We start from the raw sequence: 21,801 nt of genomic DNA, 5'->3' as shown, positions 1-21,801 counted from the left end.
TGGTTCGCCCCGGATGGGGGCTTGGACATTGCCGCCGGGAGGTCTAGGTCTGCGTCTCATCGCTTGGGAGCAACCGATATGCCGGCTATCGTATCCGTCAAGGACCTCAACAAGACCTACAAGAGCGGCTTCGAAGCGCTTCGCAAGGTGAACCTCGACATCGAGGAGGGGGAGATCCTCGCGCTTCTGGGTCCGAATGGTGCGGGCAAGACGACGCTCATCTCAACCATCTGCGGGATCGTGATGCCAAGTTCCGGAACCGTGACCGTCGGAGGCCATGACGTGGTGCGCGATTTTCGCGCCGCCCGGGAATTGATCGGGCTTGTGCCGCAGGAACTGACGCTCGAGGCGTTCGAGACCGTGATCAACACCGTCCGCTTCTCGCGTGGCCTGTTCGGCAAACCCAAGGATGAGGCGCATATCGAAAAGGTGCTGCGGCAGCTGTCGCTTTGGGACAAGCGCGACAGCAAGATCATGATGCTGTCGGGCGGCATGAAGCGCCGCGTGCTGATCGCCAAGGCCCTGAGCCACGAGCCCCGTGTCCTGTTCCTCGACGAGCCGACGGCGGGCGTCGATGTCGAATTGCGCAAGGACATGTGGCAGGTGGTCGACGATCTGCGCGCGTCGGGCGTGACCACGATCCTGACCACCCATTACATCGAAGAGGCCGAGGCCATCGCCGACCGCATCGCGGTGATCCTCAAGGGCGACATCCTGCTTGTCGAACGCAAGGACGAGTTGATGGAGCGGATGGGCAAGAAACAGATCCGCATCGAACTGAGCCACCCGATCAAGGAGGTTCCTGAATCGATCGCCCAGCGCGGGGTGCAACGGTCCGAGGATGGCAGCGCGCTGATCTATTCCTACGACAGTCGGGCCGAGCGGACGGGCATCACGGCCCTTCTCAACGATCTGCAGGCCGAGGGCCTGCAGATGACCGATCTGTCCACGCATCAAAGCAACCTCGAAGAGATCTTCGTGGGCCTCGTGAAGGATAACGCATGAATACCAAGGCCGTTGCCGCGATCTACAAATACGAGATGACCCGGTTCTTCCGGACGCTTATGCAAAGCTTCATTTCTCCCGTCATCTCGACCTCGCTTTACTTCGTGGTGTTCGGCGCCGCGATCGGAAGCCGGATCGACAGTGTCGAGGGCGTCGGCTACGGCGCGTTCATCGTTCCGGGCCTGATCATGCTGTCGGTCATGACGCAGGCCACGTCGAACGCGTCATTCGGGATCTATTTTCCGAAGTTCGTGGGAACCATCTACGAGGTTCTGTCGGCACCTGTGAATTTCTTCGAAATCACCGTGGGCTATGTCGGCGCGGCCGCGACCAAGGCCCTGTTCATCGGAACGGTCATCCTGATGACCTCGGCCCTCTTCGTGGATATCCGGATCGAACATCCATTGGCGATGATCCTGTTTCTGTTGCTGACCTGTCTGAGCTTTGCGCTTCTGGGGTTCATCATCGGGATCTGGGCCCGCAATTTCGAGCAGTTGCAGCTGATCCCGCTGCTGATCATCACCCCGCTCGTGTTTCTGGGTGGGTCGTTCTATTCCGTTACCATGCTGCCGCCGGTTTGGCAGGTGATCACGCATTTCAACCCGGTTCTCTACCTGATCTCGGGTTTCCGCTGGTCGTTCTTCGGGGTGGCGGACGTGCCTGTCATGATGTCGCTGGGGGCCATCGCGCTCTTTACCGGGCTGTGCGTTGTCGCGATCTGGACGATCTTCAGGACGGGGTGGCGCATCCGGCAGTAGATCGGTTTCGGCAACAGCATGGTGAAAGAATTGGTCATGCCTTGTTACCCGTCCGAGGTCGGCCTACATCGGCTGTCATGACCAGTTGGTTTCAATCCCTTACGAACGCGCCGTTCGTTGCCGTGATCCGCCTTCAGGGGCCGATCTCGAATTCCGGGCGGGGTCTGGACGATGTCAGCCTTGCGCCCGTGATCGAAAAGGCCTTTTCGCGGGGCAAGCCCCGGGCCGTTGCGCTGCAGATCAATTCGCCCGGCGGATCGCCGGTGCAATCCTCCCTGATCGCCGCGCGTATCCGCAGGCTGGCGGACGAAAAGAAAGTGCCCGTCTTCGCCTTTGTCGAGGATGTTGCGGCCTCGGGTGGCTACTGGCTCGCCTGTTCCGCCGACGAGATTTATCTCGACGAGGGCTCGATAGCCGGCTCGATCGGGGTGATCTCGGCCGGGTTCGGCTTTGATGGGATCATTTCGAATTACGGGGTCGAGCGTCGTGTCCACACGGCCGGGAAATCGAAATCCTTTCTCGATCCGTTCAAGCCCGAAAAAGCCGAAGATGTGACCCGACTGAAAGGTTGGCTCGACCAGATGCACGAGGTGTTCATCGCCTATGTGAAGGGGCGCCGAGGGGCCAAGCTTTCGGACGATGCGGACCTTTTTACCGGCGATATCTGGATCGGACGCAAGGCGGTGGAAGTGGGTCTGGCCGATGGGATCGGCCATCTCGCCCCGATGATGCAGGACCGCTTCGGCAAGAAGGTCAAGTTCCGGCGCTATGGTATTCGTCGGTCGATCTTCAGCCGGCTGGGCGCTGCTATTGTGGGCGACGCGATCGCCGAGGTCGAGGATCGGGCGGCCTTTGCCCGGTACGGGCTCTGACAATTGGCAATTAAGGTCATCCTCCTGTTCCTGATCGGAATTGCCGTCCTTGGCATGTTCGGAAAGATCACCTTTCCGGGGCAGAAGCGTCTGGCCTCTGCCAAATGCCCGAAATGCGGCCGATACCGGATCGGGAAGGGCCCCTGCTCCTGCGGCGGCCCGGGTCGGGGGGCGCGCAAGTGATCATGGACTGGATCTATGTCGCGCTGGGCCTGGTCATTCTTCTTCTGGCCGGGGACTCCCTGGTCAAGGGTGCGGTCAACCTGTCTCTCAGGCTGGGTGTGCCGGCGCTGATCGTGTCACTGACGATCGTGGCCTTCGGCACGTCTGCACCGGAACTGCTGGTCTCTGTCAGCGCGATCCTTGACGGTGTAGCGGGCCTTGCCTTGGGCAATGTCGTTGGTTCGAACACCGCCAATATCCTTCTGGTCCTTGGCGTGCCTGCAATCATCTCGGTCATGCACACGAGCGAACACGACACGCGGGCCAGCTTTGTCCAGATGATCGCGGCGACGCTTCTGTTCATCGTGCTGTGTTCGTTCGGGACGCTGGAATGGTGGACGGGGCTGATCCTGCTGGCGGCGCTGGCAGCGATGCTGCTCCATGCGGCACGCGAAACGATGCGTCACCAGAAGGCGACAGCCCTCGCCGCAGCGGACAACGAGGACGAGATCGAGGGCGCTGATCCCGATCTGGGCTGGCCCAAGATCATAGTCTTTCTGGTGCTGGGCCTGATCGGCCTGCCGCTTGGTGCGGAGCTTCTGGTTGGCGGGTCGGTCAATATCGCCCGGACGCTGGGCGTGTCGGAAACGGCGATCGGGCTGACGCTGGTCGCGGTGGGCACCAGCCTTCCCGAACTTGCCACAACCGTGATGGCGGCAATCCGGCGTCAGGCCGACGTGGCGATCGGCAATGTCATCGGATCGAACATGTTCAACCTTTTGGGGATCATCGGCGTCGCCTCGCTGGTCGGACCCATCCCGGTCGATCCGATGTTCTTCCAGCTTGACCTCTGGGTGATGCTGGGGGCCTCTCTTCTGCTGATCCCGTTCGTGTTTTTCGGCAAGGATATCGGCCGAACGTGGGGCATCGTGCTGTCTTCGCTCTATCTCGCCTATCTGGTGATATCGCTGACGTAAGGAGCAAGGCATGACGATCCGGACAAAACGGGCTTTGGTTACCGGTGCCGGTGCACGGATTGGGCAGGCGATTGCGGTCTATCTGGGTCAGCGCGGCTTTGACGTGGCCGTTCATTATGCAAGTTCGGACGAAGGTGCCCGCATCACGGCAGGTGCGATCGAGGCCGCCGGCCAGAAGGCCGCGCTGCTGCAGGCCGACCTCCTGTCCGAAGAGGCGACGCAGGACCTTGTCCCCCGCGCGGCCGAGGCCCTGGGCGGGCCGATCAGCGTTCTTGTGAACAATGCCTCGATCTTCGAATACGACACCGTGCACAGCGCGACGCGTGACAGCTGGGACAGGCACATCGGGTCGAATCTTCGGGCCCCGTTCGTCCTGACGCAGGCGCTGGCGGCACAGGTGCCCGAGCCCCTCATTGACGATCGCGGGGAGCCTCTGGCGCAGGGTCTGGTGATCAACATGCTCGATCAGAAGATCAACAAGCTGACGCCCGAACACATGACCTATACCATCGCCAAGATGGGGCTTTGGGCCTTTACCCGGACCGGAGCGCAGGGGCTTGCCCCGAATGTCAGGATGAATGCGATCGGCCCCGGCCCCACGCTTCAGGGCGCAAGGCAGCCCGATCATCACTTCGCAGGACAGCGCAGCAGCACGATCCTGCAGCGGGGGTCGAACCTCGATGATATCACGGCGGCGGTCGGCTATCTCCTCGATGCGCCTGCGGTGACAGGGCAATGTCTGTCGATTGATGGTGGTCAGCACCTGATCTGGCAGACCCCCGACGAAATGGGTGTAAGTTGACCGCGACAGGCATTCAGCCGGAATTTGTCCACCAGGCGGGACACCTCTCGCAAGATCGTCACAAATAGTTAACAATTTCAATTATTTGCCGAGAGGTCAAAAAAATTCCATTGAAAATCAGTGGGATGCGAAATCGCCCAATAATTAGTCAATCAATGTAGTTGGGCCAAATACAACGAGAAATCCGGATGCCCCTAGGATTGCCCACCGAGTTATCCACAAAAACGGTGGATGCCTTTCCGGTTGCGTCCGTTGATCCAAGATTGCAGCGCCGGGAAAGAATCGCCATATCCCCGATCATGACGGATTTGCAGCCGCAAGAAGAGAGGAACGTGCCGGGGACGACAGGCTATGCCTGTATCCAGTCCTACCTGCGCACACTCGATGCCTCGCCCGGTGTCTACCGGATGCTCGATGATCAGAGCCGGGTTCTCTATGTCGGCAAGGCTCGCAGCCTCAAGGCCAGGGTGTCGAACTATGCCCGCCCGGGGCAGCATTCGCCGCGCATCGCACGGATGATCCGTGAAACCGCCTCGATGATGTTTCTGACGACCCGGACCGAGACGGAAGCCCTCCTGCTTGAACAGAACCTGATCAAGCAGCTCAAGCCGAAGTACAACGTCCTGCTGCGGGATGACAAAAGCTTCCCCAACATTCTGGTGTCGAAGACCCATCCTTATCCGCAGATCAAGAAGCACCGGGGTGCGAAGAAGGAAAAGGGCGATTACTACGGCCCCTTTGCCAGCGCGGGAGCCGTGAACCGAACCCTGAACCAGCTTCAGAAGGTCTTTCTTCTGCGCAACTGCTCGGACGCGATGTTCGAAAGCCGCACCCGGCCCTGCCTGCTATACCAGATCAAGCGCTGCTCGGCGCCCTGCGTGGGATACATCTCCGAAGAGGATTATGCCCGCACGGTTTCGGACGCGGCCGAGTTCCTAAAGGGCCGGACGACCAAGATCCAGGAGACACTTGCCGAGCAGATGGGACAGGCGTCCGAGGCGCTTGAATTCGAACGGGCCGCCGCGCTGCGTGACCGGATCAAGGCTCTGACGCAGGTTCAGACGGCGCAGGGCATCAACCCGCGCGGCGTGGCCGAGGCGGACGTGATCGCCCTTCACCTCGATGGTGGGCAGGCCTGCGTTCAGGTGTTCTTCATCCGGGCCAATCAGAACTGGGGCAATCACGACTATTACCCGCGGATCGGGTCCGACGATGTCGACCCGTCCGAGATCATACAGGCCTTCGTCGGCCAATTCTATTCCGACAGGGAGCCGCCCCGGCTTGTCCTGTTGTCACATGGTCTGGATGACGAAGACCTGATGACGAATGCGCTGAGCGAAAAGGCGGGCCGCAAGGTCGAGCTGTCGGTGCCGCAACGGGGCGAAAAGGCCGAGCTTGTCTCGAGTGCGGCGCGCAATGCCCGCGAGAGCCTTGCCCGGCGCATGTCGGAATCGGCGACGCAGGCCAAGCTGCTGCGCGGCCTTGCAGAGGCCTTCGAGCTTGAGGCCCCGCCCAGCCGGATCGAGGTTTACGACAACTCCCACATCATGGGCACCAACGCGGTGGGCGCGATGATCGTGGCAGGGCCCGACGGGTTCGAGAAGAACCAGTATCGCAAGTTCAACATCAAGGGCGATGACATCACGCCCGGCGACGATTTCGGCATGATGAAAGAGGTTCTGACCCGACGGTTTCAGCGGCTGATCAAGGAAGACCCGGATCGGGAGGGCGCCAACTGGCCCGATCTTCTGCTGATCGACGGTGGCGCGGGGCAGGTGAGTGCCGTGCAACAGATCCTCGAGGATCTGGGCGTCGAAGACGTGCCCATGGTCGGCGTCGCCAAGGGGCTTGATCGCGATGCGGGCAAGGAGGAATTCCACCGCACAGGCCGGCCCGTCATGGCGCTGCGTCACAACGATCCGGTTCTCTATTTCGTGCAGCGTCTGCGCGACGAGGCCCATCGTTTTGCCATCGGAACCCACAGGGCCAAACGGGCCAAGGCCGTCGGCGCTACGCCGCTTGACGATGTGCCGGGCGTGGGCGCCACCCGGAAACGGGCGCTTCTGGCTCATTTCGGCTCGGCCAAGGCCGTAAGCCGCGCCAATCTCGACGATCTTCGCGCGGTTGACGGGATCTCGGCCAACATGGCGCAGACAATCTACGATTATTTCCACGAAAAGGGTTAGGAGGCGCGTCTTCGCCGTCGCAGCAACTCGCCCATGGTGCCTTGCGGCCAGACTGTCTAGAAATCATCCATGACTTGGAATTTGCCCAACATCCTGACCGTCCTGCGATTGCTTGCCGCACCCGGCATCGCGATCATGTTCCTGTATTTCGCGCGTCCCTGGGCGGATTGGTATGCGCTGGCGCTTTTCATGGGTGCGGCGATCACAGATTTCTTCGACGGCTATCTGGCGCGGGCCTGGAAGCAGGAAAGCCGGTTCGGCGCCATGCTGGACCCGATCGCCGACAAGGCGATGGTGATCATCGCTCTTCTGGTCATCGCCGGGTTTTCGGGGATGAACCCGTGGATCCTGCTGCCCGCGACGCTGATCATCTTCCGCGAAGTGTTCGTCTCGGGCCTGCGAGAGTTTCTGGGTGCGAACGCCTCGCTTCTTAAGGTGACGAAGCTTGCCAAATGGAAGACGACAGCCCAGATGGTGGCCATCGCGGTTCTGTTTTCGACCGGCGCGTTCGAACATTACTTCGGTATGCAAACCTACGGCATGGACCGGATGATCGTGTCGGATATTCTCAATGGTCAGATCGCCGACGAATTCGGCCTGATCTGGAAATACAACGGCATGATCTGGAGCTGGTGGATCGGTGTTGTCCTGCTATGGCTGGCCGGTCTTCTGACGCTCCTGACCGGCTGGGATTACCTGTCCAAATCCATGCCGCATCTGACTGAGGCGGAGTGATGAACGTTCTCTATTTCGCATGGGTCCGGGAACGGATCGGCCTCCCGCGTGAAACCGTCGAAACGGAGGCTGCGACGGTCGCAGCACTTGTCGAGGAGTTGAAGGCGAGGGAGGAGCGCTATGCCGCGGCCTTCGCCGATATCTCGGCCCTGCGGGTCGCCCTCGATCAGGAACTGGCGGATTTCGATGCACCGCTGGCTGGCGTGCGCGAAGTGGCCTTTTTCCCGCCGATGACGGGCGGCTGAGCCGTGGATATTCGCGTGCAGGAGGCGCCGTTCGATGCGGGCGCTGAACTGAACCGGTTCTCGGCAGGTGCTGCCGGTGCGGGCGCCGTTGTCAGCTTTAGCGGCATCGTCCGCGACGTCGAAGGCCGGCTGAACGCGATGGAGATCGAGCATTATCCCGGTATGACCGAGCGCGCGATCCGCGATATCGCGGATCAGGCCCGGGAACGGTGGAGCCTGCTGGATGTGATGGTGATCCATCGCTTCGGAACGATGCGGCCGGGCGATCAGATCATGATGGTGGCCACGGCATCCCGTCACCGGGTGGCGGCCTTCGAGGCGGCCGAATTCCTGATGGATTACCTGAAATCCCGGGCGCCCTTCTGGAAGAAGGAAGTCACCGACGAGGGCAAGACCTGGGTCGATGCCACGCAGGCGGATGAAGAGGCGCTGAACCGCTGGTAGCGTTCAGGCGTTGAACATCGTGCCCACGGCATAGGCGATCAGCGCGGCCGTGCCCCCGATTGCCAGCGTCTCGAGCCCGGACCGCCACCACGGGCTGAGGGACCAATGGCTCTTGGTGGCACCGATGCCGAAGAAGCTCGCCAATGTCAGGACAACAGAGACACGGAACGCATCCTCCATCCCGGTCAGGAACGGGAGCAACGGGATCGATCCGGCGGCGAGGAAAGCCCCGAAGGTGACAAGGGCCCCTCGCAATGGCCGGGGCGTCGTGCTGCCGATGCCGTATTCGCCTTCGATCATCAGGTTGATCCATTTTTCCCGGTCCTTGGTGATCGCTTCTGTCGCGGCTTCCAGAACGTCGCCTGAAAGGCCCTTTTGCGCGAGGATCTCGCGCGCTTCTTTCCATTCGCCCCGCGGGTAAAGGTCGATGTGCCGCTCTTCGACCTTGCGCAGGCGACGGGCATTGTCCTGTTCGGCCTTGATCCCGGAATAGTTCGCCGCCGCCATCGAGAAACCGTCGGCAAGCACGTTGGCGATGCCAAGTGCGACGATGACAAAAGGCGACAGGCCCGCCCCCGCAACGCCCGCGACAATCGCAAAGGTCGTCACCGCACCGTCGATGGCACCATAGATGGCATCCCTCAGCGCGCCGTTGACGCCGTCTCCCGTAATCCGCGCGCGGATTTCCTCATCGCTGTGTCCGTGATCTGCCATGCCGGAACCTCCGGCCTGCAGAGTGCCTCGCCCGCGCGCGGCCCGCGTTGCGCCAGATCAAGGTGCCATGGAACGACAGGCCGCGTGTCGCGGGCAGGTGACGATATGGTCATTGACCATGCCGGTCGCCTGCATCCAGGCATAGACGATCGTCGGCCCGCAGAACCGAAAGCCCGCTTTCTTGAGGTCTTTCGACATCTGTTCTGACAGCGGCGTGAAGGCCGGAACCTCCGACAGGCTGGTCCGGCTGTTCTGGATCGGGGCGCCGTTGGTATACCGCCAGCACCAATCGGCGAATCCGCCCGTCTCTTCGATCGCAAGATAGGCCCGGGCATTGCCGATCGTGGCCTCGATCTTGCCGCGGTGGCGGATGATACCCGGATCGGCAAGGCAGCGGGCGACCTCGGCCTCCCCCCAGCCCGCGATGATCTGTGGATCGAAGCCTGCGAACGCCTTCCGAAAATTGTCGCGTTTCTTCAGGATCGTGATCCAGCTCAGGCCTGCCTGAAATCCGTCAAGAACAAGCTTTTCCCAAAGCGCCCTGCCGTCATGCTCGGGCACGCCCCATTCCTCGTCATGATAGTCGAGGTAAATCTGGTCGGGCCCGGCCCAGCCGCATCGTTCACCCATGGTCCCGAAGCCTCTCTGAAAATTCCTCCAATTCTTTGCAAAGTCTGAAGCTTTACACAACGTTAGGCACGGGCAGGCAGTGTCGGTTCATCCACGGTCCAACTGACATGCCCATGATCTATGATTCTTCGGCCCTAGACCCTCGCGATCCACTTCAGGCGGCTGTGGCCAGCCGGGACAGAGACGTGCCTGCCATGGTCACCCTCGCGCTGGCCGAAGGGCGCACCCAGCTGGCCTTTCAGCCCATCGTGCGGCCCGGGCAGACACATGTTGTCGCCTTCCACGAAGCCCTGATCCGCGTGCTGGATGAGGGGGGGCGCATTCTTCCGGCCGGTCAGTTTCTGCCCGACGTGGAAGAGACCTCTCTCGGCCGGGATCTCGATTGCGAAAGCCTGCGTCTTTCGATCGAGATGTTGCGCAAGAACCCGTCGCTCAGACTGGCGGTCAACATGTCGGCCCGGTCGATCGCCGATGGGCGCTGGCGCCAGATCCTGACGGACGGGTTGCGCCGGGTTGAAGTAGGGCCACGGCTGATTCTCGAGATATCGGAACAATCGGCGATGCTGATCCCCGAAGTCGTCATCCGGTTCATGGCCGAAGTTCAGCCGCGGGGCGTGGCCTTTGCGCTGGATGATTTCGGCGCGGGGCTGACCGCGTTTCGCTACCTGAAGGATTTCTTCTTCGACCTGGCCAAGATCGACAGCCATTTCGTCAACCGCATCGACGAGGTTCCCGACAATCAGGTCCTTGCCGAGGCGCTGATCACGGTCGCCCATCAGTTCGAGATGTTCGTTGTCGCCGAAGGGGTTGAGCGTCAGGAAGAGGCCGACATGTTGGAATCCCTTGGGGTGGATTGTCTTCAGGGTTACCTGTTCGGGGTTCCGAAACCGACGCTTTAGGCCGCCGTCAGAGCGTTGTGTCCGGGGAATGTCCGGGTCCCATGTATGTTGCAGTGCAGCAATTATCATTGCTCTGAGGTGGTCATTTACCTAAACAGCGCAGAGATGACCGGGGGCCACATGTTGCTCTGACTTTGGTTTCCCGCTCCGAAAAGTCTTTCAGAAGAGAGAGAGGAGCTCTTTCCATGACCAATGTAGTTATCGCCTCTGCCGCTCGCACCGCGGTCGGAAGTTTCTCCGGTTCCTTTGCGAATACGCCGGCCCATGATCTTGGCGCGGCCGTTCTGCGCGAACTTGTGGCGCGCGCGGGCATCGACCCGTCGGAGGTATCGGAAACCATTCTCGGCCAGGTCCTGACCGCGGCACAGGGACAGAACCCGGCCCGGCAGGCGCATATCAACGCGGGTCTTCCCAAGGAAAGCGCTGCCTGGGGTATCAACCAGGTCTGCGGGTCCGGTCTTCGGGCCGTCGCATTGGGCGCGCAGCACATCATGCTGGGCGACGCGACGATCGTCGCGGCCGGCGGTCAGGAGAACATGACCATGTCGCCCCATGCCCAGTCGATCCGGGCCGGTCAGAAGATGGGCGACCTGAAGTTCATCGACACCATGATCAAGGACGGTCTGTGGGATGCTTTCAACGGCTATCACATGGGTCAGACCGCCGAAAACGTCGCTGAGCAGTGGCAGATCAGCCGTGACCAGCAGGACGAATTCGCGCTTGCCTCGCAAAACAAGGCCGAGGCCGCGCAGAAGGCCGGAAAGTTCGACGACGAGATCGTCCCCTTCACCGTCTCGACCCGCAAGGGCGACATCGTCGTAGACAAGGATGAATACATCCGCCACGGCGCCACGATCGAAGGCATGCAGAAACTGCGCCCCGCCTTCACCAAGGATGGCTCTGTCACCGCCGCGAATGCCTCAGGCATCAACGACGGCGCGGCCGGTGCGCTTCTGATGTCGGCCGACGAGGCTGAAAAGCGCGGAATTGAGCCGCTTGCCCGTATTGCCTCCTATGCCACCGCAGGCCTTGATCCGTCGATCATGGGTGTCGGCCCCATCCACGCGAGCCGCAAGGCGCTGGAAAAGGCCGGCTGGACGGTTGATGACCTCGACCTGATCGAGGCGAATGAAGCCTTTGCCGCACAGGCCTGTGCCGTGAACAAGGACATGGGCTGGGATCCGGCCATCGTGAACGTCAACGGCGGCGCGATCGCGATCGGTCACCCGATCGGTGCCTCCGGTGCGCGGGTTCTGAACACGCTCCTGTTCGAAATGAAGCGCCGCGACGCCAAGAAGGGCCTTGCCACGCTGTGCATCGGTGGCGGCATGGGTGTCGCCCTTTGCGTCGAGCGGTAATCCATAGCGAGAGCGGAAATCATCGGTTTCCGCTCTCGCGTTGTAATTTTGTTGCGCGTCAAGGCCAGTTTCCTTAACTAGAATTTCAAAGACTAATCAGAGGAGAATCCCCATGCCCCGAGTTGCACTTGTCACGGGCGGGTCCCGCGGAATCGGAGCCGCGATTTCCAAGGCACTGAAAGCCGAAGGCTTCGGGGTCGCCGCGACCTATGCCGGCAACGATGACGCCGCCCGCGCCTTTACCGAAGAGACGGGCATCAAGACGTTCAAGTGGGACGTGGCGAGCTATGAGGATTGTGCCAAGGGTATCGCACAGGTCGAGGCCGAGTTGGGCCCGATCGACGTTCTGGTGAACAACGCCGGCATCACCCGCGACAAACCGTTTCACAAGATGGCGCCCGAGGATTGGAATGCCGTGATCAACACCAATCTCACGGGCCTGTTCAACATGACGCACAACGTCTGGGGCGGTATGCGCGAGCGGAAATTCGGCCGGGTGATCAACATCTCGTCGATCAATGGTCAGAAGGGCCAGTTCGCGCAGGCCAATTATTCCGCGGCAAAGGCCGGTGATCTGGGCTTTACCAAGGCTCTGGCGCAGGAAGGCGCGCGTGCCGGGATCACGGTCAATGCCGTCTGCCCCGGCTACATCGCGACGGAAATGGTGATGGCGGTTCCGGAAAAGGTCCGCAACGACGTGATCCTGCCGCAAATCCCCGTCGGACGGCTCGGAGAGCCCGAGGAAATCGCGCGGTGTGTGGCATTCCTCGCCTCTGACGATGCCGGGTTCATCACCGGATCGACGATCTCCGCGAACGGCGGCCAATACATGGCCTGATGCCGGGCATCCCGGACATTCTGTGGGGCCGGTCCTCTGGACCGGCCCTTTTCATGTGCCGGGCCTAGTGCCGGGCTGTCTCTGACAAGCGGGAAATCTCTTCCTTGAGGTGAAGTTTCTGCTTCTTCATCTGGGCCAGTTCAAAATCGCTGAAGGATGGTGTTCGTTGCGCTGCCTCGACGGCATCGGAAAGGGACTGGTGCTTCTTGCGAAGTTCCTCGAGATGGGAAGTCAGACTCATGAACGTTCCTCCATTGAGCTTGTGTGAACATTTTCATCGGACCACAGAAACATGACTCTGTCACGCGGCGTCGCAGCGACGATGTGCCGTCAGCATTGTTCCGCGGAGATTGAGAAAACATTAATCACCGACAGGCAGGGCTTTGGCATCACGCAGGATCGCACGCACGTCCTCCCTGTAATCCTCTGCATCCTCAAGATGGGCCTGACCCTCGTGCAGCACAAGAGGGGCCTCCAGACGGAACGGCGCCTTTCCTTCCTTACGGGCCCACAGAAGGAACCGGTCGGCCGGGCGGCCGGCCCGTCCCGCCAGCGGCAATACCCGGACCGACCCCAATCGCCCTTCCAGCGCTGCCAGCACTTCGGGCAGGCGGGCGGCCTTCTGGATCATCGTCAGCCAGCCCTTGGGGGCCAGCCTGCGGCTCGCGGTATCCACCCAGTCGCGCATCGGGGTGTCGCCGGCAAAGGCGAGGTTGCGGCCTTTGTCTGGTGAGGGACTTCCGAAATCCCGGTCGAAATAGGGCGGATTGGCGATCACGTGATCGAACCGGACCTGTTTGACGGATGGAGGCAGGGCCCGCAGATCCGCGGTCACGATCTCGGCGGGGCAGCCGTTTCTTGCGGCATTCCTGTTGGCAAGTTCGGCATAGTCGCCCTGAACCTCGACCGCCGTGATCGCAAGCTCCGGCACCCGCGCCGCCAGGCAAAGAAAGGCGGCGCCAACGCCGGCGCCCAGTTCAAGGACGGATTGCCCCGGTTTCGCGGGGGTCGCGGCCGCCAGAAGAACAGGGTCGATCCCCGCCCGATACCCGCGCCGGGGTTGCCACAGCGCGACACGCCCTCCCAGAATGCGGTCGTCGCTCAGCCCCGGTTCAGGAAGGCTACCGTCCGAAATCGATGTCATTGTCCCGCAAGACCCGTTCGGCGCGGAACAGATCCGCATCCCGCACCATCAACCGACGCGGCAAAATGCCTATGCTGCCTTCGAGTACGCTCATGTTTACGTCCATCTGAAACGAGTCTATACCCTCGCCGTCCAGAAGGGCTGTGGCAAAGGCGATGATCGTCGGGTCATTGGTGCGCAAAAGCTCTTTCATATCCATCAGCTAAGGTGCGCAGGCGCCTTTGTCGAGCAAGGACCGGTTCCGCAAGATGAGTCTCGATGCCGCGACCAGTAAACCGCATGAACGTCTGGCCGCCGCACTGGCGGCCGATCTCGAGGATGTGAACAGCCTCATCCGCGATCGGATGTCGTCTGAGAATGCCCCCCGGATCCCCGAAGTGACCGCCCATCTGATTGATGCCGGGGGCAAACGGCTGCGTCCGATGCTGACGCTCGCCTCGGCGCGGCTGTGTGGCTATGACGGCCCGTTTCACATTCACCTGGCTGCAACGGTCGAGTTCATTCACACTGCGACGCTTCTGCACGACGATGTCGTCGATGAAAGCGAACAGCGCCGTGGGCGACCCACGGCGAACCTCTTGTGGGACAATCAGTCATCGGTTCTGGTCGGCGATTACCTGTTCGCCCGGTCTTTCCAGCTGATGGTCGAGACGGGCAGCCTGCGCATCCTCGACATCCTGTCGAACGCGGCGGCCACCATCGCCGAAGGCGAGGTTCTGCAGCTGACCGCGGCGCGCAACCTCGATGTGACCGAGGACACCTATCTCAAGATCGTGCGCGGCAAGACGGCGGCCCTGTTCTCTGCGGCGACCGAGGTTGGTGGCGTCATCGCGGGCAAGGATGAGGACATCATTCGCGCGCTGTTCGATTATGGCGACGCCCTGGGCATCGCATTTCAGATCGCCGACGATCTGCTGGACTACATGGGGACCGACGCCACCGGCAAGAACCTTGGTGACGATTTCCGCGAGGGCAAGATGACGTTGCCGGTGATCCGTGCCGTGGCGCGTGCCGATGCCGAGGAGCGTGCCTTCTGGACCCGGACGATCCGGAACGGCAAGGTGGCCGACGGTGATCTCGGACAGGCGATGGTCTGTTTCGAACGTCACGGCGCGCTGGAACAGGCGCGGGCCGATGCCATCCGTTGGTCCGAGGTTGCGAAGACCGCGATCCAGCGCCTGCCCGAGCACGAGATCCGCGATATGCTGACCGATCTTGCGGATTACGTCGTCGCCCGGCTTGTCTGACCTGGGCGTCTAGCCCAGCATCGGGGCAGGGGCGACCCACCATCCCATCTCGGCGACCTGAATGGCGCGCGCGACCTTTTGCGCGGCACCAAAGTCGGGAACAAGGCCGACACAGGTCGCACCCGACCCCGACATGACGGCACAGGCGACCTCGGGCTGACGCCTGAGCAGGGTAATGGCCTTGACGATGCCCGGTGCAATCGTCTCGGCCGGAGGCTGAAGGTCATTGCGCGTCGTCGACAGCCAGTCGCAGAATCCCTTGAAATCAAGACCGCTTGGCAGGCCGGGCATCGAGGGGTTGGATTTCGATGCCAGCCCCGAGAAGACAGCGGCCGTCGGCACGGCCTCGCCCGGATTGACAAGGACCATCGCACAATCGGGCAGGCGCGGCAGATCGGCCATCTCTTCGCCGATCCCCGCCATTCGGACAGGTGCGGGGGCGCGGCGGCATACGGGGACATCCGCCCCCAGTTTCAGAACCGCGGGATCATCCAGAGGCAGGGGATCGACCTTCCAAATCCGCGACAGCAGGTCGAGCGTCGCGGCGGCATCTGACGACCCGCTGCCTATCCCCGCGGCGTGCGGCAGCATCTTCTTGAGCGTGATGTGGGCGCCCAGCTTCACATTCCGGGCCTGGCGCAGCACGTCGGCGGCTTGCAGAACAAGGTTCCGGCCATCGGTCGGCACACCTTGCGCAAAGGGGCCCGTCACCGACAGGGTCAGGTCGGTCGAGGCCCGGGCGGAGATCGTGTCACCCACTCCGGCAAACACGACGAGGCTATCCAGCAGATGGTATCCGTCATCCCGCTGGCCGGTCACATGGAGGGCAAGGTTGATCTTCGCGGGCGCGAGGGTCGGTTCGTTGAGCATGATCAATCGTCCTGGGCGACAGAAAGCTCTCCTGCGGCGGCCTGATCCTCTTCGTTGACGGCATCAAGGCCGATCTCCAGCTTGCGGCGTATCCGGTCCGACAGTTCTTCGTCGGGATCGAAGGACAGGGCGCGGTTCCACTGAAAGCGCGCCTCGAGATAACGCCCGACCGTCCAGTAGACATCGCCGAGATGGTCGTTGATAATCGGATCGAGCGGTTCCAGTTCGACGGCCCGTTCCATGGGCGCAACGGCCTCTTCGACACGGCCCAGCACGAACAGGGCCCAGCCGAGGCTGTCGACGATGGCGCCGTTCTCGGGCTGTTCGGAGACGGCGTTTTCGATCATGGCCAAAGCCTCTTCCAGCTTTTCACCGCGTTCGACCAGCGAATATCCCAGATAGTTCAGAACCTGTGGCTGACCCGGATTAAAGACGAGCGCCTGCCGGAAATCGGCCTCTGCTTCGGGCCAGTCATCCAGCTGATGGGACGCAACCGCCCGCATGTAATGCACGAACCACAGGCGGGGATCGTTCGGCGTCATGCGGTCAAGCGCGTTGGTATAGCTGAGCCTTGCGTCCGCGAAGCGTGATTCGAACCGCAGCGCGTTGCCCAGCGAGATGTGGCCCAGCGGCTTGTCGGGGAAGCTCCGGGTCAGGTTCTGAAGGACTTCGATGGCAAGGCGCGGTTCGTTCGCGCGGCGCAGAACATCGGCTCTGCCGATCTCGGCATCATAGAAGGCGGGATCGTCCTGCGGGATGCTGGCATAGGCGGCGCCGGCCAGTTCAAGGTTGCCAAGCTCTTCCAGAAGCTGGGCTGCATGGAGCGCGATATCCGCATCGCGCGGATTTAGAAGCTGGGCAAGCCGGGCATAGATCAGATTGAAGGATCGCGTCGTGTCGTCGCCCGCAACGGATGCGATGGCGAAATACAGTTCCGCCAGCCCCTCTGCGGGGGAGGAAACGATATCGAAGGGCACCGGTTCTCCTGCCTCGAGGGTATCGCGCAGCAGGGTCAGGCCAAGGTCGGGATCGGGCCCGAAAAGCTCCGTGACCATGTCGGCGGCTTCGGTATTCTGGCCCAGCTGGCTCATGGCCTGTGCCAGCGCGACGCTGCCGCGCCGGGTTACCATCGGGCCCTCGGGCGGTTCGGCTGAGAGGATGTCCCGGGCGGATTCGAAATCGCCGACCGTCGCGAGGGCGAATGCCTTGTGATACAGACCGAACGAGGCCATCCACGGCGTCTCTGTCACCTCGTCAAAGGCCGAAAGCGCGCGATCCACGTCACCGAGGCCCAGATGCGCCCAGCCCCGGGTGATTCCGTCGACAAGCGGGCTGACGGAGCGCCCCGCCTCGTGCGCCGAAAGGATCGCCTCCCAGTCGCCACGCCGCGCGGCGTCGGCATCCAGAAGCAGGTTCACGACCTGGCTTTGCAGCCCGCTGTCTTCTGCAGCCTGCGCCACTGATACCGCGCCCACGGCATCGCCGGCGGCGATCATGCTGGCCAACGCATTTTCGATCAGCAGCGGATTGCCGGGATCCGCGCGCAGGGCCACGTTGTACCAATATGCGGCTTCGTCGAAATCATTGGCCCCCGCAGCGGCTTGCGCGGCAAGATATGCGCCGGGATTGACCTCGGGATAGGCTGCCGCCGGAAGCACCGATGCAGCCGCCAGTGCGGCGGAAAATAGGATTCGTTTCATTCCTGCTCTCTTCCGTGCTGTGCGGGAGTTGATGGCACGCTAATGCACCCCCCCGCCGACTACAATCAGACAGGGTGGTGCGCGCCGTCGCAGCGGCAAGTTCTTGCATGATCACATGTTCGGGTAGTTCGGCCCGTCACCGCCCTGTGGCACGGTCCAGACGATGTTCTGGCTGGGATCCTTGATGTCGCAGGTCTTGCAGTGGACGCAGTTCTGGAAGTTGATCACGAACCGCGCCTCTTTCCCGGCCTCTTCCACGACTTCGTAGACGCCTGCGGGGCAGTATCGCTGCGCCGGTTCCGCGAATTTCGGCACGTTGACGGAAACCGGGATCGCCGGATCCTTCAGCCTGAGGTGGGCAGGCTGGCTCTCTTCGTGATTCGTCATCGAATAAGAGACATTGGTCAGACGATCGAAGGACAGCTTTCCATCCGGCTTGTGATAGTCGATCGGCTTGTGTTTCGAGGCAGGCTCGGTCGCCTGCGCGTCGTTCTTGCCGTGCTTGAGCGTGCCGAACAGCGACAGGCCGCCAAAGACCGACTGGAACCACATGTCGAACCCGCCCAGCGTCAGTCCGCCCAGCAGGCCATATTTGCCGTTCAGCGGAGCCACGTTGCGCACTTTCTTCAGGTCCCGTCCCACGGGGCCGGACTTCAGCGCGGCGTCATAGGCGGCAAGCTTGTCGCCGCTGCGGCCATCCTTGATCGCGGCATGGGCGGCCTCGGCCGCCTCGATGCCCGAATGCATGGCGTTGTGGTTGCCCTTGATGCGCGGCAGGTTCACGAGGCCCGCCGAACAGCCCAGCAGCGCGCCGCCGGGGAATGCCACCTCGGGGATCGACTGGAACCCGCCCTTCGTCACTGCACGCGCACCATAGGCGACGCGGCGCCCGCCCTCGAGGAGGGCTGCGATCTTGGGGTGATGCTTGAACCGCTGGAATTCCATATAGGGATAAAGATAGGGATTCCGGTAGTTCAGATCGACGATATAGCCGACATAGACCTGATTGTTATCAAGGTGATAGACGAATGAACCGCCGGTGTTCTTCACGCCAAGCGGCCAGCCCATCGTGTGGGTGACTTCGCCTTCGTTGTGCTTTTCGGGATCGACTTCCCAGATTTCCTTCATGCCGAGGCCGAATTTCGGCACGTCGCAATCGGCGTCGAGGTTGTATTTCTCGATCACCTGTTTCGACAGCGACCCGCGCACCCCTTCGGACAGGAAGACGTATTTGCCATGCAGCTCCATCCCGGGCTCGTATTGCGGCCCCGGGGTTCCGTCGGAGTTCAGCCCCATCTCGCCCGCGACGACGCCCTTCACCGCGCCATCCTCGGCGAAGACAAGTTCCGAACAGGCGAAACCGGGGAAGATCTCGACACCCATCTCTTCGGCCTGTTCCGCCATCCAGCGGCAGACATTGCCCATCGAGACGATGTAATTGCCGTGATTGTTCATCAGCGGCGGCATGATGAAATTGGGCAGACGGATTTGCCCGGCCTCGCCCAGAACATAGAAATTGTCTTCCTTGACGGGGACGTTGAGGGGTGCGCCCTTGTCCTTCCAGTCCGGGATCAGCCGGTCGAGCCCCGATGGGTCGAGAACCGCGCCAGACAGGATATGCGCGCCAACCTCGGAGCCTTTTTCCAGGACCACGACCTCGAGATCGGCATCAAGCTGCTTGAGGCGGATCGCCGCCGAAAGACCCGCAGGCCCCGCACCGACGATCACGACGTCGTATTCCATGGTTTCGCGCGTCATCTCGGACATTGTGCTGATCCCCGGCTTCTCAAGAATATCTGCTTCGGGTTAGCCAATGGACGCGCGAGGGGCAATCACAACGCGGCGGCAAAGTGGCCAACTGCGTCATCACATCCCTTCAAAGCGGCTTTCGGCGGCATCCGGTGGCCGAACTGTTGTCTGTTGACAAGTTTGCCGGTTCTCCGTTCGGTTGATCTTGGGTTCTTACGGGTGAATTGCTAACTACGCCCGACAGGCCATCAAAGGGCAGAGACATGGAAAAGATACCGCTTACCAAGAACGGCTATGACGCCTTGAACGCAGAGTTGAAGACGCTCAAGTCCGTGGAACGTCCGGCCATCATCGCCGCGATCTCCGAGGCGCGGGCTCATGGGGACCTGTCGGAGAATGCCGAATATCATTCGGCAAAGGAAAAACAGTCCTTCATCGAGGGCCGGATCAAGGAGCTTGAGGGCGTGATCGGGCTTGCCGACGTGATCGACCCGAAGAAATTGTCGGGGTCGGTGAAATTCGGCGCGACGGTCGGTCTGGTCGATGAGGATACCGACGAAGAGAAATCCTATCAGATCGTCGGCGAATACGAGGCCGACATCGAAAACGGACGTCTGAACATCAAATCTCCCCTTGCCCGTGCCCTGATCGGCAAGGAAGAAGGCGACAGCGTGGAAGTGCGCACCCCGGGGGGTGAACGCAGCTACGAAATCCTGTCGATCTCCTATATCTGACAGCACGACTCAAAATCTGGCGCGCCGGGCCATGTCCGGGGCGCCAGTTTCGGCCGGACGAGGGGCATTCATGCCGGATCAACTGAAGGGCAACGCAGAGGTCGATCGTCCCCCGTCGTGGGATGAGTTGACGCTGGGCGAGGTCGTGGCCCTCGCTCTGGCGATCCTGTGGGTCGTCGGGATTGGTGCTCTCACGCTGTTCGGCTCGTCTGGCGACGGGACGGGGATACCCTCTTCACCTGGGTTCCTCGTGGCTCTGGTGACGGTGTTCCTGCCGGTCGCGATGTTGTGGGTCGGTGTCATTTCGGCCCGGTCCAACAGGCTGTTGCGGGCGGAATCGCGCAGGCTTCATGCCGCGATCGAAGGGCTGAGACAAAGCTACATCTCCGAACGGCAAGCGACGAAGACCAATGGCGAACCCTCGGCCATCGAACGCAAGCTGGCCGAGATCGCCCAATCGACAAAGCAGACCGAGGCCGCGATCGCGACATTCACCTCGACCCGCGCCAAGATCGCCACGTCTTCGACCCCGGTTGCCCCTCAGACCGAATCCGACGAACAGCCGACGCTTGCGCTGGGCACGCCCGCCGAGGACATGGCGCCGCCCCTGTCGCGGCTCGATATCATCCGGGCACTGAACTTTCCCGACAACGAAAGCGACCGCGAGGGGTTCATGGCCCTGCGACGGGCGTTGCGCGACAGGTCGGTGCGGCAGCTAGTTCAGGCCAGTCAGGACATCCTGACCCTCATGAGTCAGGACGGGATCTACATGGATGACTTGCGCCCCGACCGCTCCCGCCCCGAAGTCTGGCGGCGGTTCGCGAGGGGCGAACGGGGCCGCGCGATCGCCAGGCTTGGCGGGGTCCGGGACCGATCGTCTCTGGCCCTGACGACGGGTCGAATGCGCGAGGATACGGTGTTTCGCGATTCCGCACACCATTTCCTGCGGCTCTTCGACCGGATGCTGACCGGGTTCGAACCCGAGGCAACCGACGAAGATCTCGCGGCGCTGTCGGAAACGCGAACGGCTCGTGCGTTCATGCTTCTTGGCCGTGTGACAGGGACATTCGACTAAAGTCTGTTCAGACGGCGGACCATGACGGTGGCGGAACTGAACCCGAACAGCGCCGACAAAGGGCCGATCCGGTTGCGACCGACTGCCTCGAAGCCGCGCTGTTCGTAAAGCGCGCGCGCCCTTGAATTCGTGTCGATGACATCAAGCCGGACCTCGTCATAGCCCCGGTCGGCGGCCTCCTGCACGATGGATTGCAAGAGCCTGCTTCCGATGCCCTGCCCCCGGAACGGCGCCGCCACGAACAGCCCGTCGATCAGAAAGCGTGTATTGTCCACGTCGGAACTCAGCGCGGCAAGCGCCGCCATTCGCCACAGCGCCCCCGGTATGCCGTAATGCGGCACCATCCCGGCAAGCTGGCCATTGACCAAAGCGCCATCGGGGGATTTGAACCCGGCAACGCCCAGAATGTCGTCCGCTGCGTTGCGGGCACAGAACGCGTGATCAGGCGACAGGGCGTCCGCGATGTAGGGAAGAGCCTTGCGTTCGGGCCCCATAAGACGACCAAGCTTGCCACCGAACGCCTCCCAGTAGAGGGCTGCGACCGCGGGTCGTTCGGTGTCGTCGAATCCAAGTGTGATCTTCAATCTTGCGTCCCGCGCCCTGACCCCCTGTGCATCAGAGCATATTGGCGGCCAAGATCCACCAATCATTGTCAAT

24 protein-coding genes are annotated in these 21,801 nt (G+C 61.8%); 15 read left to right on the top strand and 9 right to left on the bottom strand.

Annotated features, from left to right (window positions below; genetic code table 11):
* Window positions 1–78 precede the first annotated feature (78 nt).
* From EP376_RS09060 to EP376_RS09015, 9 genes are all read left to right on the top strand, one after another.
* Entirely contained in the window at window positions 79–1,005 is a 927-nt protein-coding gene (locus tag EP376_RS09060; protein WP_127655228.1) for an ABC transporter ATP-binding protein, read from the top strand.
* On the top strand, window positions 1,002–1,763 hold the full coding sequence (locus EP376_RS09055; protein WP_127655227.1) for an ABC transporter permease: 762 nt from the start codon (window positions 1,002–1,004) through the stop codon (window positions 1,761–1,763). The genes EP376_RS09060 and EP376_RS09055 overlap by 4 nt, the downstream gene beginning before the upstream one ends.
* Before the next feature lie 77 nt (window positions 1,764–1,840).
* Window positions 1,841–2,635: a S49 family peptidase gene (locus tag EP376_RS09050; protein ID WP_127655226.1), complete on the top strand. Its 795-nt coding sequence runs from the start codon at window positions 1,841–1,843 to the stop codon at window positions 2,633–2,635.
* A 185-nt stretch (window positions 2,636–2,820) separates the two neighbouring features.
* Window positions 2,821–3,774 carry a calcium/sodium antiporter gene (locus EP376_RS09040; protein ID WP_127655224.1) on the top strand — a complete coding sequence of 318 codons (954 nt, stop codon included), beginning with the start codon at window positions 2,821–2,823 and terminating at the stop codon, window positions 3,772–3,774.
* A 10-nt stretch (window positions 3,775–3,784) separates the two neighbouring features.
* Window positions 3,785–4,576 (top strand): SDR family oxidoreductase, encoded by a 792-nt coding sequence (locus EP376_RS09035; protein ID WP_127655223.1) that lies wholly within the window; start codon window positions 3,785–3,787, stop codon window positions 4,574–4,576.
* A 299-nt stretch (window positions 4,577–4,875) separates the two neighbouring features.
* The gene (gene uvrC / locus EP376_RS09030) at window positions 4,876–6,762 is read left to right on the top strand and encodes an excinuclease ABC subunit UvrC (protein ID WP_127655222.1); all 1,887 of its coding nucleotides are present in this window, start codon (window positions 4,876–4,878) and stop codon (window positions 6,760–6,762) included.
* 69 nt (window positions 6,763–6,831) lie between these two features.
* A complete protein-coding gene (gene pgsA / locus EP376_RS09025; RefSeq protein WP_127655221.1) occupies window positions 6,832–7,497 on the top strand; it encodes a CDP-diacylglycerol--glycerol-3-phosphate 3-phosphatidyltransferase in 666 nt (221 codons plus the stop codon).
* Window positions 7,497–7,742 (top strand): molybdopterin converting factor subunit 1, encoded by a 246-nt coding sequence (gene moaD / locus EP376_RS09020; RefSeq protein WP_127655220.1) that lies wholly within the window; start codon window positions 7,497–7,499, stop codon window positions 7,740–7,742. Before pgsA ends, moaD begins: the two co-directional genes overlap by 1 nt.
* A 3-nt stretch (window positions 7,743–7,745) precedes the next feature.
* Window positions 7,746–8,186, top strand: a complete 441-nt coding sequence (locus EP376_RS09015) for a molybdenum cofactor biosynthesis protein MoaE (protein ID WP_127655219.1) — start codon at window positions 7,746–7,748, stop codon at window positions 8,184–8,186.
* Between the two features lie 3 nt (window positions 8,187–8,189).
* Here the strand turns inward: EP376_RS09015 and EP376_RS09010 are convergent, their stop codons facing one another.
* Window positions 8,190–8,900: a VIT1/CCC1 transporter family protein gene (locus tag EP376_RS09010; protein WP_127655218.1), complete on the bottom strand. Its 711-nt coding sequence runs from the start codon at window positions 8,898–8,900 to the stop codon at window positions 8,190–8,192.
* Window positions 8,901–8,957: 57 nt separating this feature from the next.
* The gene (locus EP376_RS09005) at window positions 8,958–9,530 is read right to left on the bottom strand and encodes a DNA-3-methyladenine glycosylase I (protein WP_127655217.1); all 573 of its coding nucleotides are present in this window, start codon (window positions 9,528–9,530) and stop codon (window positions 8,958–8,960) included.
* Window positions 9,531–9,637: 107 nt separating this feature from the next.
* Here EP376_RS09005 and EP376_RS09000 point away from each other — a divergent pair, with 107 nt between their 5' ends.
* The 3 genes from EP376_RS09000 to phbB all read left to right on the top strand — a co-directional run bounded on the left by EP376_RS09000 (window position 9,638) and on the right by phbB (window position 12,625).
* On the top strand, window positions 9,638–10,429 hold the full coding sequence (locus tag EP376_RS09000; RefSeq protein WP_127655216.1) for an EAL domain-containing protein: 792 nt from the start codon (window positions 9,638–9,640) through the stop codon (window positions 10,427–10,429).
* Window positions 10,430–10,614: 185 nt separating this feature from the next.
* On the top strand, window positions 10,615–11,787 hold the full coding sequence (locus EP376_RS08995) for an acetyl-CoA C-acetyltransferase (protein ID WP_127655215.1): 1,173 nt from the start codon (window positions 10,615–10,617) through the stop codon (window positions 11,785–11,787).
* Between the two features lie 112 nt (window positions 11,788–11,899).
* The gene (gene phbB, locus EP376_RS08990; protein WP_127655214.1) at window positions 11,900–12,625 is read left to right on the top strand and encodes a beta-ketoacyl-ACP reductase; all 726 of its coding nucleotides are present in this window, start codon (window positions 11,900–11,902) and stop codon (window positions 12,623–12,625) included.
* A gap of 64 nt (window positions 12,626–12,689) precedes the next feature.
* On the opposite strand, the gene EP376_RS08985 is transcribed toward phbB, so the two are convergent.
* From EP376_RS08985 to EP376_RS08975, 3 genes are all read right to left on the bottom strand, one after another.
* Complete coding sequence (locus EP376_RS08985) at window positions 12,690–12,866, bottom strand: YdcH family protein (protein WP_127655213.1); 177 nt, start codon at window positions 12,864–12,866, stop codon at window positions 12,690–12,692.
* 120 nt (window positions 12,867–12,986) lie between these two features.
* The gene (locus EP376_RS08980) at window positions 12,987–13,769 is read right to left on the bottom strand and encodes a tRNA1(Val) (adenine(37)-N6)-methyltransferase (protein ID WP_127655212.1); all 783 of its coding nucleotides are present in this window, start codon (window positions 13,767–13,769) and stop codon (window positions 12,987–12,989) included.
* Window positions 13,747–13,962: a putative signal transducing protein gene (locus tag EP376_RS08975; RefSeq protein WP_127655211.1), complete on the bottom strand. Its 216-nt coding sequence runs from the start codon at window positions 13,960–13,962 to the stop codon at window positions 13,747–13,749. The genes EP376_RS08980 and EP376_RS08975 overlap by 23 nt, the downstream gene beginning before the upstream one ends.
* 55 nt (window positions 13,963–14,017) lie before the next feature.
* Between EP376_RS08975 and EP376_RS08970 the strand changes: the two genes are divergently transcribed.
* Entirely contained in the window at window positions 14,018–15,016 is a 999-nt protein-coding gene (locus EP376_RS08970) for a polyprenyl synthetase family protein (RefSeq protein WP_127655210.1), read from the top strand.
* A 9-nt stretch (window positions 15,017–15,025) separates the two neighbouring features.
* On the opposite strand, the gene EP376_RS08965 is transcribed toward EP376_RS08970, so the two are convergent.
* The 3 genes from EP376_RS08965 to EP376_RS08955 form a co-directional block, all read right to left on the bottom strand.
* Window positions 15,026–15,886 carry a 4-(cytidine 5'-diphospho)-2-C-methyl-D-erythritol kinase gene (locus EP376_RS08965; protein WP_127655209.1) on the bottom strand — a complete coding sequence of 287 codons (861 nt, stop codon included), beginning with the start codon at window positions 15,884–15,886 and terminating at the stop codon, window positions 15,026–15,028.
* A 2-nt stretch (window positions 15,887–15,888) separates the two neighbouring features.
* Window positions 15,889–17,586 carry a tetratricopeptide repeat protein gene (locus tag EP376_RS08960; RefSeq protein ID WP_127655208.1) on the bottom strand — a complete coding sequence of 566 codons (1,698 nt, stop codon included), beginning with the start codon at window positions 17,584–17,586 and terminating at the stop codon, window positions 15,889–15,891.
* 111 nt (window positions 17,587–17,697) lie between these two features.
* On the bottom strand, window positions 17,698–19,353 hold the full coding sequence (locus EP376_RS08955; RefSeq protein ID WP_127655207.1) for an electron transfer flavoprotein-ubiquinone oxidoreductase: 1,656 nt from the start codon (window positions 19,351–19,353) through the stop codon (window positions 17,698–17,700).
* Window positions 19,354–19,598: 245 nt separating this feature from the next.
* On the opposite strand from EP376_RS08955, the gene greA reads away from it, so the two are divergent.
* Together greA and EP376_RS08945 are read left to right on the top strand one after the other, a co-directional pair.
* Entirely contained in the window at window positions 19,599–20,069 is a 471-nt protein-coding gene (greA, locus tag EP376_RS08950) for a transcription elongation factor GreA (RefSeq protein ID WP_127655206.1), read from the top strand.
* Window positions 20,070–20,139: 70 nt separating this feature from the next.
* Window positions 20,140–21,144 carry a hypothetical protein gene (locus tag EP376_RS08945; RefSeq protein ID WP_127655205.1) on the top strand — a complete coding sequence of 335 codons (1,005 nt, stop codon included), beginning with the start codon at window positions 20,140–20,142 and terminating at the stop codon, window positions 21,142–21,144.
* Here the strand turns inward: EP376_RS08945 and EP376_RS08940 are convergent.
* Window positions 21,141–21,728 carry a GNAT family N-acetyltransferase gene (locus EP376_RS08940; protein WP_238928701.1) on the bottom strand — a complete coding sequence of 196 codons (588 nt, stop codon included), beginning with the start codon at window positions 21,726–21,728 and terminating at the stop codon, window positions 21,141–21,143. The two genes, EP376_RS08945 and EP376_RS08940, sit on opposite strands and share 4 nt — an antisense overlap.
* Between the last annotated feature and the right edge of the window lie 73 nt (window positions 21,729–21,801).

This window comes from Alexandriicola marinus (assembly GCF_004000435.1).
GTDB classification, from domain to species: domain Bacteria; phylum Pseudomonadota; class Alphaproteobacteria; order Rhodobacterales; family Rhodobacteraceae; genus Alexandriicola; species Alexandriicola marinus.
The sequence above is the reverse complement of the archived record's forward strand: the minus strand, read 5'-3'. Positions and strand labels throughout refer to the sequence as shown.

Coding starts and splice junctions, on each gene's coding strand:
- EP376_RS09060 (WP_127655228.1), top strand. CDS start 79: ATGCCGGCTATCGTATCCGTCAAGGACCTCAACAAGACCTACAAGAGC.
- EP376_RS09055 (WP_127655227.1), top strand. CDS start 1,002: ATGAATACCAAGGCCGTTGCCGCGATCTACAAATACGAGATGACCCGG.
- EP376_RS09050 (WP_127655226.1), top strand. CDS start 1,841: ATGACCAGTTGGTTTCAATCCCTTACGAACGCGCCGTTCGTTGCCGTG.
- EP376_RS09040 (WP_127655224.1), top strand. CDS start 2,821: ATGGACTGGATCTATGTCGCGCTGGGCCTGGTCATTCTTCTTCTGGCC.
- EP376_RS09035 (WP_127655223.1), top strand. CDS start 3,785: ATGACGATCCGGACAAAACGGGCTTTGGTTACCGGTGCCGGTGCACGG.
- uvrC (WP_127655222.1), top strand. CDS start 4,876: ATGACGGATTTGCAGCCGCAAGAAGAGAGGAACGTGCCGGGGACGACA.
- pgsA (WP_127655221.1), top strand. CDS start 6,832: ATGACTTGGAATTTGCCCAACATCCTGACCGTCCTGCGATTGCTTGCC.
- moaD (WP_127655220.1), top strand. CDS start 7,497: ATGAACGTTCTCTATTTCGCATGGGTCCGGGAACGGATCGGCCTCCCG.
- EP376_RS09010 (WP_127655218.1), bottom strand. CDS start 8,900: ATGGCAGATCACGGACACAGCGATGAGGAAATCCGCGCGCGGATTACG.
- EP376_RS09005 (WP_127655217.1), bottom strand. CDS start 9,530: ATGGGTGAACGATGCGGCTGGGCCGGGCCCGACCAGATTTACCTCGAC.
- EP376_RS09000 (WP_127655216.1), top strand. CDS start 9,638: ATGCCCATGATCTATGATTCTTCGGCCCTAGACCCTCGCGATCCACTT.
- EP376_RS08995 (WP_127655215.1), top strand. CDS start 10,615: ATGACCAATGTAGTTATCGCCTCTGCCGCTCGCACCGCGGTCGGAAGT.
- phbB (WP_127655214.1), top strand. CDS start 11,900: ATGCCCCGAGTTGCACTTGTCACGGGCGGGTCCCGCGGAATCGGAGCC.
- EP376_RS08985 (WP_127655213.1), bottom strand. CDS start 12,866: ATGAGTCTGACTTCCCATCTCGAGGAACTTCGCAAGAAGCACCAGTCC.
- EP376_RS08980 (WP_127655212.1), bottom strand. CDS start 13,769: ATGACATCGATTTCGGACGGTAGCCTTCCTGAACCGGGGCTGAGCGAC.
- EP376_RS08975 (WP_127655211.1), bottom strand. CDS start 13,962: ATGAAAGAGCTTTTGCGCACCAATGACCCGACGATCATCGCCTTTGCC.
- EP376_RS08970 (WP_127655210.1), top strand. CDS start 14,018: ATGAGTCTCGATGCCGCGACCAGTAAACCGCATGAACGTCTGGCCGCC.
- EP376_RS08965 (WP_127655209.1), bottom strand. CDS start 15,886: ATGCTCAACGAACCGACCCTCGCGCCCGCGAAGATCAACCTTGCCCTC.
- EP376_RS08960 (WP_127655208.1), bottom strand. CDS start 17,586: ATGAAACGAATCCTATTTTCCGCCGCACTGGCGGCTGCATCGGTGCTT.
- EP376_RS08955 (WP_127655207.1), bottom strand. CDS start 19,353: ATGTCCGAGATGACGCGCGAAACCATGGAATACGACGTCGTGATCGTC.
- greA (WP_127655206.1), top strand. CDS start 19,599: ATGGAAAAGATACCGCTTACCAAGAACGGCTATGACGCCTTGAACGCA.
- EP376_RS08945 (WP_127655205.1), top strand. CDS start 20,140: ATGCCGGATCAACTGAAGGGCAACGCAGAGGTCGATCGTCCCCCGTCG.